The following is a 14666-nucleotide window of genomic DNA, read 5'->3' as shown; positions in this document are numbered from 1 at the left end:
ATGAAGGCACAAAACCAATGTCGAGCGTTGTGTATAGTAATGTTCTTTAATGTCCTTAAATGGCAAAATTTAAATATCTCACCAGCGGTGATACATATAAGCACCGCTGAACATAGGGGTGGTTCCATGAAGAAGTTTGTTGCCCTGTTCATAACCCTGTTTTTTGTAGTGAGTATGGCAGCCACTGCACAGCCTGTCAGCGCTGCAAAGTACCTCGAACTCGAAGAAGGCGGCGTTATAATGCAGGCCTTTTACTGGGACGTCCCAGGCGGAGGAATCTGGTGGGATACAATCAGGAGCAAGATACCAGAGTGGTACGAGGCAGGAATATCCGCCATCTGGATTCCCCCCGCGAGCAAGGGAGCAAGCGGCGGTTACTCGATGGGTTACGACCCCTACGACTTCTTTGACCTCGGTGAGTACTACCAGAAGGGAACCGTTGAGACACGTTTCGGCTCGAAGCAGGAGCTTATCAATATGATAAACACCGCCCACGCCTATGGGATAAAGGTCATAGCCGACATCGTCATAAACCACCGCTCAGGCGGAGACCTCGAGTGGAACCCGTTCGTTGGGGACTACACATGGACGGACTTCTCGAAGGTGGCTTCTGGCAAATACACGGCCAACTACCTCGACTTCCACCCCAACGAGGTTAAATGCTGTGACGAAGGAACTTTCGGCGGTTATCCAGACATAGCCCACGAGAAGGAGTGGGATCAGTACTGGCTCTGGGCGAGCGACGAGAGCTACGCCGCTTACCTCAGAAGCATCGGTGTTGATGCCTGGCGCTTCGATTACGTGAAGGGCTACGGTGCATGGGTCGTTAATGACTGGCTCAACTGGTGGGGCGGCTGGGCCGTTGGAGAGTACTGGGACACCAACGTTGATGTCATCCTCAGCTGGGCCTACGACAGCGGCGCCAAAGTCTTCGACTTCCCGCTCTACTACAAGATGGACGAGGCCTTCGACAACACCAACATCCCGGCCCTAGTTGATGCCCTCCAGAACGGCCAGACTGTTGTTTCCCGCGATCCGTTCAAGGCCGTTACGTTTGTAGCAAACCACGACACGGACATAATCTGGAACAAGTACCCGGCTTACGCCTTCATTCTCACCTATGAGGGTCAGCCCGTCATATTCTACCGCGATTTTGAGGAATGGCTGAACAAAGATAAGCTGATAAACCTTATCTGGATACACGATCACCTCGCTGGAGGGAGCACGAGCATAGTCTACTATGACAGCGACGAGCTCATCTTTGAGAGAACAGGGGATTCAAAGAGGCCAGGACTGATAACGTACATCAACCTCGGCTCGAGCAGGGCCGGAAGGTGGGTGTACGTACCGAAGTTCGCGGGCGCGTGCATCCACGAGTACACGGGCAACCTCGGCGACTGGGTTGACAAGTACGTTGAGTCGAGCGGCTGGGTCTATCTCGAAGCTCCTGCCTACGACCCAGCCAACGGACAGTACGGATACACCGTCTGGAGCTACTGCGGGGTTGGGTGAGAGTTCTTTCGTTTTTCATTACTTTTGGATTTCATAGACCTCATCCGTTAGATAATTTCCTTCAACCCTCTTGACAGGAAACTCAACCGTCCCATTTCCCGTCTCAATCCTTACCAGCACATCGTAGAGTCTCCCCCTAACTTCGACGGTCTTGTTCACGCAGGTTGTCTCCTTCGCGGCCCTGAACTCAAAGATTAATATCGAATTCCTTTCGAGGCGGTGGCCGATGTATGTGGCGTCGAGACAGCCCGTTAGGGTTATACGCCTTGTTAAGGCCTCATCAAGGGTTCCATAGCAGGTTTCTCCCCTGAAAACAAAGGTGCCATTCTCGCTCTTCGCCCGACAGAAGAGCGTTGAGCCGTTCTGGATCTCAATGATGAGGTAGTCCGGAGCAACATCAAAGACTTCCTCAAGTTCCCAAACGTTCTTTCCGACTGGTGACTCTTTAAAGCGGAAGACAACAACGTGGGTGACGGCGTTTGGATAGCCCTTGAGCAACTCGACCCCATTAAACTCTACCGGCCTCTGAAACCCCGCGTGGAGCTTGGCTGGATACTTCTCGGATGAGTTCAAGAGAATGGTGAAAACCACAACTGAGGTGAGAACCAAAAAGAGAAAGAGTCCAACGACCCGCTTCATGAGACCACCTCAAAACTCAAGTACCCACTTTACTGCCTGCGGCACCTTTCCGGCAACGTCCAAAGCCGTGAAGTTCTCTCCCACCTCTTCTTTCACCATGTCGCCTGCCAAACCATTGAGGAAGGCTCCGGCAGAGGCAGCCTTCAATGGAGAGTTCCCGAGCGCGAGGAGTGCTCCAACTAAACCCGCCAAAACGTCGCCGGTTCCGCCGGTCGTCATGCCCCTGTTGCCGGTCTTGTTGTACTTCCAGACCTTTCCGTCGCTTATGATGTCGTAGGCCCCTTTGAGCAGGATCGTTCCCCCAACGGCCTTTGCTTTCTCCACCACGAGCTTCGGCTTCTCCTCAAGGCTTCCATCAGGCTTCTCACCAAACAGTATCCTGAACTCGCCGGCGTGGGGTGTTAGAATGAACTTCTTCCCCTTGAGAACGTCCAAATCCTCGGCGACGGCCTTTAGGGCGTCGGCGTCTATAACTACAGGCTTCTCGGACCAGCGGAGGAACTCAAGGATGAACTCCTTTGTCTCGGCCCTCTGTCCAATTCCAGGCCCGATAACGACTGCATCAACCCCATCAGCTATTGCCAAAACGTCCTCCACATCTTCCTTTGTGAAGTTCCTGCCCCCAAAGGGGCGCAGGATTAAGTTGGGATCGTTTATTCTTCTCGCTGAGTACTCGGGCATCGCAAGATAGACCAGATCAACGAGGTAGGAAGCCGCTTTTGAGGCAAGATAAGGCGCTCCGAAGTAGTCCTCGCTTCCACCGATCACTAGGAGCTTCCCGTTCTGACCTTTGTGCCCCCCTCTCTTCCTCAGTGCGAACTTGGCATCGCCCGGGCCCACTAGGTGGTAGAGCTCCTTCGGGTAGCCTATTTTCACTATAACGTGCTCAAAGCCTTCGTATTCTTCCTTGTCCCACTGGAAGGTGACAGCAACGTCAGCCTTTACTCTAACACTGCTCGGATAGCCGCTCGGAAGGTCAACGCTCACTATCTTCGCCTTTCCTGCATATTCGTTTATCTTCTCGATGGCACTCCTTATTGGCTCCCTCGGTTCTCCTTTCGTTCCCGCACCAAGGAGAGCATCAACTATCACATCAAAGCCAGAAAGGTCGAGGGACTTGATGTAAGAAGAGTCCTTGAGAACTTTGATCTTCACGAAGTCGAGCTTTTTGAGAATCCCCCAGTTGTGCTTTGCCTCCTCGCTCCTGATCTTTTCCTCGTTGCCGACCAGGAAGAGGGTAACGTCGTTTTCAAAGCTTAGGTGCCTCGCTGCAACGAAGCCGTCTCCCCCGTTGTTTCCGGTTCCAGAGAAGACCGCTATCCTGAGTCCCTTCCCGAAGCGCTCCTCGATAGTTCTTGCGACACCAGCACCAGCGTTCTCCATTAGTTGGTAAGGGGAGATGCCGAGCCACTTAGCGTTGATGTCCCAGATGTAGACGTCCTCGATTCTCATCGAGATCACCAAGAGTAATTGGCCGCTATGTGTTAAATCATTTTCAGTTGGGAAGAGGGCTTTGACACCTAACTTTCCCAAAGGGAAAGAAAAAGAAATATGCAATCACTTAGAACCATTCCGCCTTCTCAATGCAAAAACAGCCGTTATGGAAAGGAAAACCATGAATCCTGGACCGCATGTTGAATGCGTATCCTTTTTTGACTCAGTTTCAGTGGGTTTCAATGAAGTACTGGAGTGGGTAATGCTAGGGGTTGCTGTAGTCGGGCTGGAAAACGTTTCGTCTCTATTTGAGTCGGTGACGGGAGTTAAAGCCACAGAAACATTGAGAACCGGTCTTGTCGCGTTTATTTCAACGGACTCCGGGAGGTAGCCCTGAGCCTTTAAGGTAACGTTATGAGAACCTGGAACCACAAAGACCTGCAGTGGGGAATTCCCCACCATCTTCCCATCAATGTATACTGTGGCGTTCTCAACAGTTGAATTTATATTGAGTTCAGAGCGTATGAGGGATAGCTCAACGTTTATAGTTCTGGTTTCATTGGGGAGGAGAGTCACAGTTTTTCTAATCCGTTCGTACTGTCCGGGATACTCCTTGGACTTGAAGATGAGCGTGTACGTTCCGTTGCGGAGGGAGACGTTTGAGGGAGTGTTCACCGTGATGCCCGCAGGCAAGATGTCAACTTCAGCGGTCGGAGTTGATGTGAGGACAACGGTGGCGTTTAGTGGAGTTAGAGTAGCAAAAACCCTGACTCCCTCGTGAGAACCAACCCTCACAACGCGCTCTATTGGGGAGTAATTTCTCCGGACAATCTCTACTCTATGACGTCCAGGCTCCACATTGAGATAAAACGGAGTTTTTCCAGACCACTTCCCATCAACAGTGACGTTCGCTGGAAGGTTAGAGTCTACGATGACCGCCGAGGGAATGGCCGTGGTGTTTATGGAGTAAACCTCAGATCCTGCCTCTATGTACTTGTTGTCATACATAAACCCAACGGAACAACCCCATTCATTATAGGTTACCGGCAGCGTAATTGATGCATTCGCCAGGGGAATGGCGTCCTTGAAGTCCACGGCCACGACATTAACGGCTTTTCCCACTAGGTAAACGCCAACGTAGACGTTAGAATACGGGAGTATTATCGGAAGAACGTTTTCCCCTGAAATCACACAATTGTTCGAAGGCTCCGGAAGCTCTTCAAATTTTAGCTTTCCAACTTTTCTGCGCCATACGAGGGTACCGTTCAGATGGTATTTTGACTCTATGAGATTATAAGTCGAGTTTGATTTCTCCACGGTAAAGAGATAGAGCATGTTGTTGTCAAAAACTGGTGTTGCACCCAGAAATCTATGTGGAAGCTCAACAGTAGCCACGTGGGTTAAATTAAGAGTCCAGATTCCATAGTAGGTTTTTAGATCCTTTACGTACCCCTCATCTTTTTCATGCCAGGATACCATAACAAAATCACGTCCCTGGACGTAGACATACTGAGAAGCCCAGGGATAGTTGACCCTAACTGACTTAACGATATTACCCGACTCGTCTATGAGGCCAAGATAAGGAAGGCCATGACCTAAACCGGGGATTATTACCAGGTACATCCCGTTCCCCGCGGGAAGTATATCCGAGACAGTATTTCTCTTCACATGAAGGTTTGTGGCAAACTTGAGGGTGCCACTGAAGTCAAGACCAATTACATAATGCCCGCCGAAGTTGTTCTGAGACACATCGACGGTACCAGCTAGTATTAGATCCTTGTCTTTCACGGGGAGAACGGAGCTGACCCAGCCGTACCTGCTTGTATCAAACTTCCAGACGAGGGAATACTCACCGTCTTCCAGGCGATACAGGCGCAGCGAGTACTCATTCCCAATTGTAGTCAGCAGGAAGTATTTACCCCCTTCTACAGGCACGACGGGACCAACTCTCTCATTTATTGTCAGGACGGTCTCATTATTCGAGGCGTTTACTATCTTCGTAAAGTACGAGTGAGTCTTGGAATTCACCTTATAGACAATCCAAAAACCGTTCGTGAAGTATTCACCTGAATAGCCCCCGTCCAGAGACGGGCCTGATGAAACCATTTTAACTTCAAAAGCTCCCACATACGGAATAATTAACAGGAGTCCCAGCACTAAGCCCAAGATACTACTCATCTTCCTCATTATAGTATCACCACTCCCAATCGCAAGAAGTTTATTTTTAAAGTTTATGGGTACAGATCTATGAAACATAAAAACCGTTGGCGCGTGTTATTCATTCCTTCGCCAGGCTAAGGGCTATCAATAACACCGGAAAATACCATACGAACGCCCATCCAAAAAATGGCAGGTATCCAGAAGTCTGTCCCCTAACCAGAAGCTCCACCACCGCAGATGGGAACTCAAAGACGATCGCAAGCGCCAGGTAAACCTGAGATAAAGCAACCATCCATGATCTTCTCATGGAGATGGCAATGATAAGCTCAACCATACCCATTACGACGATGTAAACCACTAGCGCCCATGAAGGAAATTTCTCGAAAATCCAGAAGTCATACATCACAGTGATAAATAGGGGATAAACAAAGGCAAATACTCTCAGAAAGAGCCTGAGAAGAAAGAGAAGCCTGACGTACTCTTTCACAGCGTTCACCTCGAACACCACGGGACTACCAGATAGCATTCCACACATGTTTCCGGGTCTGAATTCAAACAACTCTCAGAGCCCTCTCGTAGTCCCCCTCTGAGTACAGCACAAGATAAACCCTCTCGACGCCCCTCGCTTCCTTTCTGAACTCTTCAACAGCTTCTTTGAAGGTCTTCACGACTTCCTCAAGCGGACAGCCGTAGATGCCAGCGCTTACCGCCGGAAAGGCTATCGTTTTGACCCCAAGCTCCTCCGCCTTTCTCAGCGCCCCGAGGATGGCCTTCCTCAGCTTCTCCTTCTTGTCCCCGTCCCAGATCCCACCGCAGTATGGGCCAACGGTGTGAATGACGTAGCGGATGCCGTGTTTTTCGAGCCGCATGGCCGGCGTTACAACGACTTCCCCGTGCTCGATGTAACCCCTTCCTATCTGTTCACGCATGGCTTCCTTACTTATCCTGATGTATTCCCTCGGATCGCCTGCGGCTGCCTTTGCTATTGCGTAGGCAACACCGCCGCCGTGCTCAAGGTACCTGTTGGCTGCGTTGACTATCGCCTCGGCCGGAAAGCGGGTTATGTCTCCCTTAACGATCTCAAACTCGACCACGACCACCACCAAGGAAATAGGGAAGAAGAGGATTTAACGCTAACTCAGGCGAGCTTTTCTGAGACTTTCTCGGCCTCGCTGATAACCTTCTCCTCGTCGAGGGTCAGGACTTCTCCGTCGAGCATCAGGATTTTTCCGCCGACTATCGTCGTCTCAACGTCGTTTCCATTGGCAGAATAGACGAGATGGCTTATCACGTCGTTAATGGGCCTGAGGTGCGGCCTGTTGAAGTTGATTATGATGATATCAGCCAGGTAGCCCTCCTTAATGACGCCCGCGTTGAGTCTTAATGCCTTTGCTCCGTTCTGTGTGGCCATCCTGAAGACCGTCCTGGCGTCCGCTACGGTGGGATCGAGATTGTGGACCTTGTGGAGGAGGGCCGCTAACTTCATCTCCTCGAGCATGTCGAGGTTGTTGTTGCTCGCGCTTCCGTCCGTTCCTAAGCCAACGTTAACGCCGGCGTTGAGGAGCTTTTCGAGGGGCATGACGCCGCTCGCGAGCTTCATGTTGCTTCCCGGGTTGTGGGCAACAGTAACGCCGTGCCTGGCCAGAATCTGGATGTCCCTGCTGTCCAGCCAGACGCCGTGGGCTATTATGACGTCGTTTCCAAGGAAGCCGATGTCGTCGAGGAGAACTACAGGGCTCTTTCCGTAGCGCTCGGTTATCTGACCTATCTCCGCCATCGTCTCGCTCACGTGAATCGTTATGAGTTTTCTATGCTCACTCGCAAGCTTCCTAACCTCTTTCAAGAGGGCTATCGAACATGTGTACGGCGCATGCGGCCCGAAGACGAAGTGGACTCTATCAGAGTTTAGTTTCTCTATCGCCTCCATCTCGCGGAGAGCCTCCTTTATTTCCCTCTCCGTCCTGTCCGGGTCGCCGAGGTCTATCATGCCGTAGGAAAGATATCCCCTTAAGCCAGCATCGAGAACGGCCTCTGCCACCTTGTCCATATGGAAGTACATATCGAGGAAAGTAGTAGTCCCGCTCCTTATCATCTCAAGCGCTCCAAGGTAGGCACCGACCTTGATGTACTCGGGGGTGAGTTTTGCCTCCCTCGGCCAGATGTGGTTCTGGAGCCAGTCCATTAGGGGGAGATCATCCGCCAAGCCTCTAAGGAGGCCCATAGGCGAGTGGGTGTGCAGGTTTATGAAGCCGGGAGAAACTACCCTTCCGGTGGCGTCTATAACGGTGTCAGCGGCCTCGTTTATGTTCCTCTCGACGCTCACGACCCTGTTGCCCTCGATGAGGACGTCAGCCTTCACAACGTTGAGGTTCTCGCCGTAGATAACGTATCCATTCTTGATGAGAATGCTCATGGTTACCACCTTTGACCCCTTTGAAAAGCTCTGTTTCCAGTGGAAGTTAAAAAGATTTGCCAAGTTCTTAGGCCAGAAAGAGTCTAATGGAATAAAAGGATAGAAGGAATAAGCTCAGATGGGCACCCAGAGGCTCCAGGTGTAGGGGTTGAACTCGTTGTAGTGATCCCAAATGGAAGCGTAGCCGCTCTCAACGAGCCATTCGTTGACGTTCAGTGCGTAGCCGTAGTACCAGAACGGGAGATAAACGACGGCAACAACCCTCCCATAATGGTCGGTCTCGTAGACGTCGTCAACGTCGAGGTAAACGTAGTGCCCATAGTTGTCGAAGAGCCACTCCAGAGCTGCCTTTGACTCCTGCCCTTCTGGAGTATAAATCTCAGGGGCATTTATGTCGGCAAAGCGGACTTTGAAGCTCTCACCGGCACGGTAGCCATAGTAGGAGTAGAACCAAAGTGTGTCTCCGTCAACGACCCGGGTAACCTTTCCATAAGCCTGGAACTCATAGGCCGAGACGAAGCCCAAACTTAGAAGAATAAAAACGACTAACGAAACCAGCATAATTCCAGCACGCCTCATTTAAGATCACCAATGAAGATTAAAGATGTTGCTTAAGTGTTTTATGCCAAGAATGTCAACATCAAAACAAATCATCGAAAAAGAAAAAGACAACTAAATCACACGAACATCGTCTTCAGAACATCGGCACAGCCGCAGTGCCTCTCTTCGGGAATCTTCGGAATGCCCTTCTTGAGGAGCTCCTGAACCTTGTAGTTGTTCTCGGCCATGACCTTAAGGACTTCCTGGGCATCCACTGGCTTGTCTGCCCAGACATCGTAGTCGGTAACGGTCGCTATGTTGACGTAGCACATGCCGAGCTCCCTGGCAAGGTTGACCTCCGGGACGAGGGTCATTCCGATGATGTGGGCGAACTGCCTGAACATGAAACTCTCCGCCCTCGTGGAGAACCTCGGCCCTTCAATGCAGACGTAGGTGCCCTTCTCGTGAACCGGGAAGCCGAGCTCCTTGGCGGTCTCGTAGAATATCTTCCTTAGCTCTGGACAGAATGGATCTGCCATTGAAACGTGGGCAACGCGCGGCCCGTTGTAGAAGGTATAGTCTCTCTTTTTAGTGAAGTCTATGAACTGGTCGGTTATGACTATATCGCCGGGCTTGTATTCCTCACGAAGAGAACCAACTGCAGTGATTCCAATAACCCTCTCAACGCCCAACTCCTTGAAAGCCCAAATGTTGGCCCTGTAGGGAACCTCGTGTGGCGGGAACTCGTGGTGCTTGCCGTGGCGCGGGATGAAAGCAACCTCAACGCCCTCAATCTCCCCTATTTCCACTGGAGCTGAAGGCCTTCCATAGGGAGTGTGCACCTTAACGGTCTCCTTCGGCTCGAAGACGCCGTAAACTCCAGAACCGCCGATGATACCTATCTTCGGCATGGTCATCACCATGTTAATCTAACACCTGGACAATATAAGGGTTGCCTTTCCAGTGGAAACCAAACTCCGAAAGTTTAATAACCTTTGGAAACTAAAGTTCTCTGGGGGTGGGAGAATGGAGAACGGGAAGCCGGTCAAGCTCGTCCTGCCAGAGATTAAGAACCCGATCCTCATCGAAGGCTACCCCGGAATAGGCCTCGTGGGCCACATAGCGGCGAACTTCCTGGCGAAGGAGCTGAAGATGGACATGATAGGCTACGTGGAAAGTCCGTTCCTGCCGCCGATGGCACTGATCCTTGAGGGGAAGCCAAACCCACCGCTGAGGTTCTACGGAAAGGACAACGTCATAGTGGCGGTAGCTGACATCTACGTCCCTCCCACGCTCGTCAACGAGATAGCCAAGGAGCTCGTGAACTACCTGAGCGAGATGAAGGCCGAGAAGGTAATTTCAATGGGCGGCATAGGGATAGGCTTCTTCAAGGAACAGCTCGACGTCTGGGGCGTCGGTTCAAGCGAGGAGCTCAACAAGGAGCTTGAGGAGAAGGGGGTTAAGATACTCCAGTACGGCTCGATAATGGGCATGAGCGGAAAGCTCCTCTGGGAAGCGAGCAGAAAGGGCCTGAACGCTTACGCGCTGATGGGCGAGACCTTCGGCGACAGGCCCGACCCGAGGGCAGCAGCAAACGTCCTTGAAGTCGTCAAGAAGCTCACCAGCATTGACCTCAGCACGGAGCCGCTCCTCCAGGAGGCCAGGATGATTGAGGAGCAGCTCAGGAAGATGCACGAGCAGATGGAGCAGGCCAGACAGAGGGCCGAGAAGCAGTACGAGAGCCTGTACCTGTGAGGTGATGACCATGGAGGCTATACTGATAGCTGGAATCGCGCGGAGGCTCCTTGACGAGCTTTTGAGGAACCCTTACAGGACGGTTGAGCTCAGGAGTGCCAGAAACGTCCTCGCAGTCGAGAAGGCTATGGAAGACCTAAAAAAATTATTTCTGACGTATGAACCCTTTGAGGACGTTAGAAGCGGAACAGAGGGGCTGATAACCGAGTTAATAGAGGCCAGAGAACTTAACATGAGAGTTCCGTGGGAGGAAAGCGACGAGCGGGAAGTGACCGTCTGCAGGGCGAGGATAAAGCTCCTCGGCCTTGGAAGGGTTGTAAAGATTGAGAGGAGAGACTCGATAGTAGTTGTGAAGGTTAGAGAAATGCTCCCGCAGGAGATGCAGATTGGCTAAAACAGCGTCTTCTGTTTGCCTTTTGTCTTGCCCTTCTTTTTCGGCGGTTCAAGCTTTCTGAACTCGAGGCCCTCCTTCTCCAAGAGCCTCTTTGCTCCGGAAGTGAGCGACGGGGCAACGAGGATACCACGAACTTTATCGCCGTACTCTTCCTTCAGGATCTCTACGTAGCTCTTGAGCTGTCTGACGGCATGGAGTTCCGCCCTCCTGCGCTTAAGCTCAAGGACGACGATATTCCCGTTACTGTCCCTTCCAAGGATATCAACAATCCCGGACTTGATTGTCTTCTCGCGGAAAAGCGGCTTGAAGCCGGGCTCTATGACCTCTGGATTTTCAAAGATAAGCTCTGCCATTTCGGCCTCGCTTCCGGTAAGGGTGAGTTCCTCGTAGTCCTCAGCCCGGAAGACGGAGACCATGTAGACCTCTTCGAGCTCGACCTCAAGGGTTTCCTTGGGCTTTCTCCTTATCGAAACGAGAACAGGGTTCTCCCTCAGCTCCAACCTCACCCTGCTACCCGGTGGCTGCCAGTTCACAGGCTCGCGCTTCTTGCTCTGGTGTATGAGAAAAGAGCCGTCGGGCTTGACTATGATAACCCTGTCGCCGGAACCGAGCTCGCTCTTTGCCCTTCCATCGTAGTGAACCTTACAGCGGGCAAAAATAGTCAGCATGGCCTCCTCTAAGAGGGCGGAATTGACAAGCGAAACGAGCTCTTCAATTGAAGGTGATATGACGACCGTTACCTTGTCCTTGGACATGGAAATGGGTAAAAGAAGAGGGTATTTAAAGCCTTCAGTCCTCGACGCCCTTCTCGGTTATCCTGAAGACCGCCTCACCCTCAGGGAGGTGCGGGCTATCTATGAGCCTTGCGACCCTCTTTCCAGCTTTGCCCTTCCTGAGGTAGACTCTAAGAGTGGCGCTGTGGGCAAGGATGTGACCTCCAACAGGTCTCGTCGGGTCGCCGAAGAAGGCATCGGGCTTCGCCTGAACCTGGTTGGTCACGAAGACCGCTATGTCGTAGAGGTCAGCCAACCTGTGGAGGTCAGCGAGGTGCTTGGCCAGCTTCTGTTGCCTCTCAGCCAGGGTTCCCCTGCCGACGTACTCACTCCTGAAGTGCGCCATGAGGGAGTCCACGACGAGGAGCTTTACAGGCCTGTCACTCTCTGCCTTCTCTTTGATGATTTCCTCGGCCTTCTCGACGAGGAGCATCTGATGGTTGCTGTTGAATGCCCTCGCGACGTAGATGTTCTTAAGGGCCTCCTCTGGGTCGAGGCCGCGGTTTTCGGCGATCTGCTTTATCCTCTCAGGCCTGAAGGTGTTTTCTGTGTCTATCCAGATGACGGAACCGCCGAGACCCCCTTCTTCAGGCGGCTTCTGAACCATCACAGCTAGTGTGTGGGCGAGCTGGGTCTTTCCACTTCCAAACTCACCGAATACTTCCGTGATGGCCTGCGTCTCAATACCGCCGCCCAGGAGCTTGTCAAGGGCTTTGCTTCCAGTGGAAATCTTGCCTATCGTAGTTCTTCTCTTCATGTACTCGTCGGCGCGCATGAAGGTTCCAATGTTGGCGGCTTCCCTCGCCGCCTGGATGATCTTGAGCGCGGCACCCTCACTTATCCCCGCTATCTCCTTAAGCTCCAGAGGAGAAGCAACCGCTATTGCCTCTATCGTGTCGTAACCGGCCTCACGCAGCTTTTCGGCGGTGGCTGGACCAACCCCAGGAAGGTCCTCGAGAGTCGTGAGTTTTTTACCAGGCTTTGATTGCTCAGCAGATGATGAAAGTGACTCTTCAACATCAAGCTCCTCAAACTCATCAAGCTCTTTGACTTCATCCTCAACTTTCTTCTTGCGGCCCATCAGCATCACCCAATACCTTTGATGTGGGTAAAACCTGAAGAGGTTATATACTTTATGTCCCCCAGCAACTTTGCAATGAAACTTTTAAGAGTTTCGCCCAATTCGAGAAACAAGCAATAAAAAGCCTATATCTTACAATAAAAGACAGAAAAACGCTTTAAACTAGAAATAAAAGCATTAACCACCATTATTTTTAACTTCCCTAAGGACTATGAGCTTTGAGCCCTCTGGAACTGGAGAGTCAAGCCGCGGAACGAGCACAGGACGGTCAGTGTAGTAACCCATCAAGTACAGCCCATACTTCTTCTGAACCAGCTCAAGTGCCTCTGAGTACATCATACCCCAAACTTCTGGAAGTTTGACCACAGTGATGTCATAGCCGCCAAGAGAGCTTGTTATGTCATCAATGACGTCCACGACTTCAGGCTCTATGACGGCGCTGGCGAGCAGTCTCCCCGCCAGACCCCTGCTGAGGATGACCCTGTCGGCCCCGGCCTGCTTCAGAAGGTCTATGCTGTCCCCGCTCAGAGCCTCCACAAGTACCTTTGCACTGGAAATGCTCTTGACGCGGAGGGTTACGAAGACTGACCTTGAGTCATCGTCGAGCGCTAGAACAACATGGGAAGCACTTTCAACCCGGGCTCTTTCAAGTGTTTCTCTGTTTATTGGGTCCCCTATCAGAATCTCGACTTCCTCCGGAAGCTCAACCTTCCTGCGCTCTTCTTCGTTCGGAAATACTACAACAACGGGCCTGTGAGGAACCTCGCCCCGATCCATCGCGGAGAGCATCTCTCTCACAAAGCTGGCCACGCTACTCCCCTGCCCGATCACAACATAGTGTCCAGAATACCCAACACGGTGCATACCCATCATCCTCCTGAGAGATGAAGAAATGAGGAACTCCGCCAGAAGGGAAACTAGGGCCGTAAAAGTTGAGATGCCTGCGACGGCAGCAACCATGGCAACTACCCTACCTGCCTCCGTCTGCGGCGTTATATCACCGTAACCTATCGTCGCCATGGTTATTACGGCCCAGTAGAAGGCAGTGAAGAAGCCCAGCCCTTCAAAGTATGCAAACAGCCCTGCGAAGACTAAGGAGAGGAGCACCACAGCGGCACCTATCTGAAGGAGCTTACTCCGTCTAACCCGATATCGAATCTTGACAAGCCTGCGGATTACTGTTATCGGTATCATCATCTGTGCTAGAATCATAGGAAGTTAAAAACATTGGGACGCGACCAATTGAACTTTAATGAACATAAAAATACCACTAGGCGCAAGTTTTCCAGTGGAAACAGAACTCTTTTTCGATACTCATCGAAAAGATCCCCCAGAGTTTCATTTCCACTGGAACCAACTTTCGGAGGATGGATGGATTTGATGACTTTAAACAGCGAAAGAGGTATTTTTAAAGCGTTAGTGACAATGTAAATGTGATTTTGTTCAGGCGGATTTATATACAATCTGCTTTTTTCCCAATTTTCTCGTCTTATCAAAGACTAATATTGAACATTGTTTATAGAAAACTATAAATATCAGATGAAAAATAAAAAATGGGAGTGTTTACACCAAAAATCGATAAGTAAATGGGTGTAACTACAAAAGCCGTTTCCACTGGAAACAGAACTCTGGGGGACTACAAAACTGTTTACCTTTTGATAACATGAAAGCATAAGAATTTTCCCAAAATGGTCTTTTCTGTTCATTACTGTTCGCATTTTCATGTCTATTTTTGTCCATTCCTATTTCAGTGGAAATAGCCGCACCTATCGATGTTTTGTTTGCCTAATGTAAACTTACGTGTACATACCTGATCATTACTCGTTTCGCTCTTCCACTGGAGAAGTTCTCCCACGCAGGTTAGAACTGGAACTTCAAGTGGAAGTCTTTAACAGTTCTATGTTCAACAACCCATATAAACCGGTGGCCTACACATAGGTATGCCTTCCTGTGTATCCGCTGGTT

14 protein-coding genes are annotated in these 14666 nt (G+C 51.0%); 3 read left to right on the top strand and 11 right to left on the bottom strand.

Annotated elements, in window-relative coordinates; genetic code table 11:
* Window positions 1-126 precede the first annotated feature (126 nt).
* On the top strand, window positions 127-1512 hold the full coding sequence (locus tag A0127_RS05815; RefSeq protein WP_062389133.1) for an alpha-amylase: 1386 nt from the start codon (window positions 127-129) through the stop codon (window positions 1510-1512).
* An 18-nt stretch (window positions 1513-1530) separates the two neighbouring features.
* Here the strand turns inward: A0127_RS05815 and A0127_RS05810 are convergent, their stop codons facing one another.
* The 8 genes from A0127_RS05810 to A0127_RS05775 all read right to left on the bottom strand — a co-directional run bounded on the left by A0127_RS05810 (window position 1531) and on the right by A0127_RS05775 (window position 9609).
* Complete coding sequence (locus A0127_RS05810; protein ID WP_062389131.1) at window positions 1531-2151, bottom strand: hypothetical protein; 621 nt, start codon at window positions 2149-2151, stop codon at window positions 1531-1533.
* 9 nt (window positions 2152-2160) lie between these two features.
* Window positions 2161-3603, bottom strand: coding sequence for a bifunctional ADP-dependent NAD(P)H-hydrate dehydratase/NAD(P)H-hydrate epimerase (locus A0127_RS05805; protein WP_062389128.1), 1443 nt, complete (start codon window positions 3601-3603; stop codon window positions 2161-2163).
* Between the two features lie 105 nt (window positions 3604-3708).
* Window positions 3709-5772: a PEGA domain-containing protein gene (locus tag A0127_RS05800; RefSeq protein ID WP_062389124.1), complete on the bottom strand. Its 2064-nt coding sequence runs from the start codon at window positions 5770-5772 to the stop codon at window positions 3709-3711.
* Window positions 5773-5863: 91 nt separating this feature from the next.
* Window positions 5864-6232, bottom strand: coding sequence for a hypothetical protein (locus A0127_RS05795; RefSeq protein ID WP_156471161.1), 369 nt, complete (start codon window positions 6230-6232; stop codon window positions 5864-5866).
* Window positions 6233-6296: 64 nt separating this feature from the next.
* The gene (locus tag A0127_RS05790; protein ID WP_062389117.1) at window positions 6297-6839 is read right to left on the bottom strand and encodes a [protein ADP-ribosylglutamate] hydrolase; all 543 of its coding nucleotides are present in this window, start codon (window positions 6837-6839) and stop codon (window positions 6297-6299) included.
* A 44-nt stretch (window positions 6840-6883) separates the two neighbouring features.
* Window positions 6884-8158: an amidohydrolase family protein gene (locus tag A0127_RS05785; RefSeq protein ID WP_062389114.1), complete on the bottom strand. Its 1275-nt coding sequence runs from the start codon at window positions 8156-8158 to the stop codon at window positions 6884-6886.
* A 114-nt stretch (window positions 8159-8272) separates the two neighbouring features.
* The gene (locus tag A0127_RS05780; protein ID WP_062389111.1) at window positions 8273-8737 is read right to left on the bottom strand and encodes a thermonuclease family protein; all 465 of its coding nucleotides are present in this window, start codon (window positions 8735-8737) and stop codon (window positions 8273-8275) included.
* 98 nt (window positions 8738-8835) lie between these two features.
* On the bottom strand, window positions 8836-9609 hold the full coding sequence (locus tag A0127_RS05775) for an S-methyl-5'-thioadenosine phosphorylase (RefSeq protein WP_062389108.1): 774 nt from the start codon (window positions 9607-9609) through the stop codon (window positions 8836-8838).
* A 115-nt stretch (window positions 9610-9724) separates the two neighbouring features.
* Here A0127_RS05775 and A0127_RS05770 point away from each other — a divergent pair, with 115 nt between their 5' ends.
* Window positions 9725-10453 (top strand): proteasome assembly chaperone family protein, encoded by a 729-nt coding sequence (locus tag A0127_RS05770; RefSeq protein WP_062389106.1) that lies wholly within the window; start codon window positions 9725-9727, stop codon window positions 10451-10453.
* Between the two features lie 10 nt (window positions 10454-10463).
* Window positions 10464-10847 (top strand): DUF473 domain-containing protein, encoded by a 384-nt coding sequence (locus A0127_RS05765; RefSeq protein WP_054840720.1) that lies wholly within the window; start codon window positions 10464-10466, stop codon window positions 10845-10847.
* Here A0127_RS05765 and nucS read toward each other — a convergent pair.
* From nucS to A0127_RS05750, 3 genes are all read right to left on the bottom strand, one after another.
* Window positions 10844-11602 carry an endonuclease NucS gene (nucS, locus tag A0127_RS05760; protein ID WP_082781393.1) on the bottom strand — a complete coding sequence of 253 codons (759 nt, stop codon included), beginning with the start codon at window positions 11600-11602 and terminating at the stop codon, window positions 10844-10846. The two genes, A0127_RS05765 and nucS, sit on opposite strands and share 4 nt — an antisense overlap.
* Window positions 11603-11636: 34 nt before the next feature.
* Entirely contained in the window at window positions 11637-12701 is a 1065-nt protein-coding gene (gene radA / locus A0127_RS05755; protein WP_062389102.1) for a DNA repair and recombination protein RadA, read from the bottom strand.
* A gap of 177 nt (window positions 12702-12878) precedes the next feature.
* Complete coding sequence (locus tag A0127_RS05750) at window positions 12879-13895, bottom strand: potassium channel family protein (RefSeq protein WP_062389099.1); 1017 nt, start codon at window positions 13893-13895, stop codon at window positions 12879-12881.
* Window positions 13896-14666: the final 771 nt, after the last annotated feature.

This window comes from Thermococcus peptonophilus, from assembly GCF_001592435.1.
GTDB classification, from domain to species: domain Archaea; phylum Methanobacteriota_B; class Thermococci; order Thermococcales; family Thermococcaceae; genus Thermococcus; species Thermococcus peptonophilus.
Note: the sequence above shows the minus strand (reverse complement) of the source record. Positions and strands in the feature narration are given on the sequence as shown.

What these genes read in the sequence shown, in the direction of transcription:
- A0127_RS05810 (WP_062389131.1), bottom strand. Translation starts at nt 2,151, where the DNA reads ATGAAGCGGGTCGTTGGACTCTTTCTCTTTTTGGTTCTCACCTCAGTT.
- A0127_RS05815 (WP_062389133.1), top strand. Translation starts at nt 127, where the DNA reads ATGAAGAAGTTTGTTGCCCTGTTCATAACCCTGTTTTTTGTAGTGAGT.
- A0127_RS05770 (WP_062389106.1), top strand. Translation starts at nt 9,725, where the DNA reads ATGGAGAACGGGAAGCCGGTCAAGCTCGTCCTGCCAGAGATTAAGAAC.
- A0127_RS05785 (WP_062389114.1), bottom strand. Translation starts at nt 8,158, where the DNA reads ATGAGCATTCTCATCAAGAATGGATACGTTATCTACGGCGAGAACCTC.
- A0127_RS05775 (WP_062389108.1), bottom strand. Translation starts at nt 9,609, where the DNA reads ATGCCGAAGATAGGTATCATCGGCGGTTCTGGAGTTTACGGCGTCTTC.
- A0127_RS05750 (WP_062389099.1), bottom strand. Translation starts at nt 13,895, where the DNA reads ATGATACCGATAACAGTAATCCGCAGGCTTGTCAAGATTCGATATCGG.
- A0127_RS05765 (WP_054840720.1), top strand. Translation starts at nt 10,464, where the DNA reads ATGGAGGCTATACTGATAGCTGGAATCGCGCGGAGGCTCCTTGACGAG.
- radA (WP_062389102.1), bottom strand. Translation starts at nt 12,701, where the DNA reads ATGGGCCGCAAGAAGAAAGTTGAGGATGAAGTCAAAGAGCTTGATGAG.
- A0127_RS05805 (WP_062389128.1), bottom strand. Translation starts at nt 3,603, where the DNA reads ATGAGAATCGAGGACGTCTACATCTGGGACATCAACGCTAAGTGGCTC.
- A0127_RS05780 (WP_062389111.1), bottom strand. Translation starts at nt 8,737, where the DNA reads ATGAGGCGTGCTGGAATTATGCTGGTTTCGTTAGTCGTTTTTATTCTT.
- A0127_RS05800 (WP_062389124.1), bottom strand. Translation starts at nt 5,772, where the DNA reads ATGAGGAAGATGAGTAGTATCTTGGGCTTAGTGCTGGGACTCCTGTTA.
- nucS (WP_082781393.1), bottom strand. Translation starts at nt 11,602, where the DNA reads ATGTCCAAGGACAAGGTAACGGTCGTCATATCACCTTCAATTGAAGAG.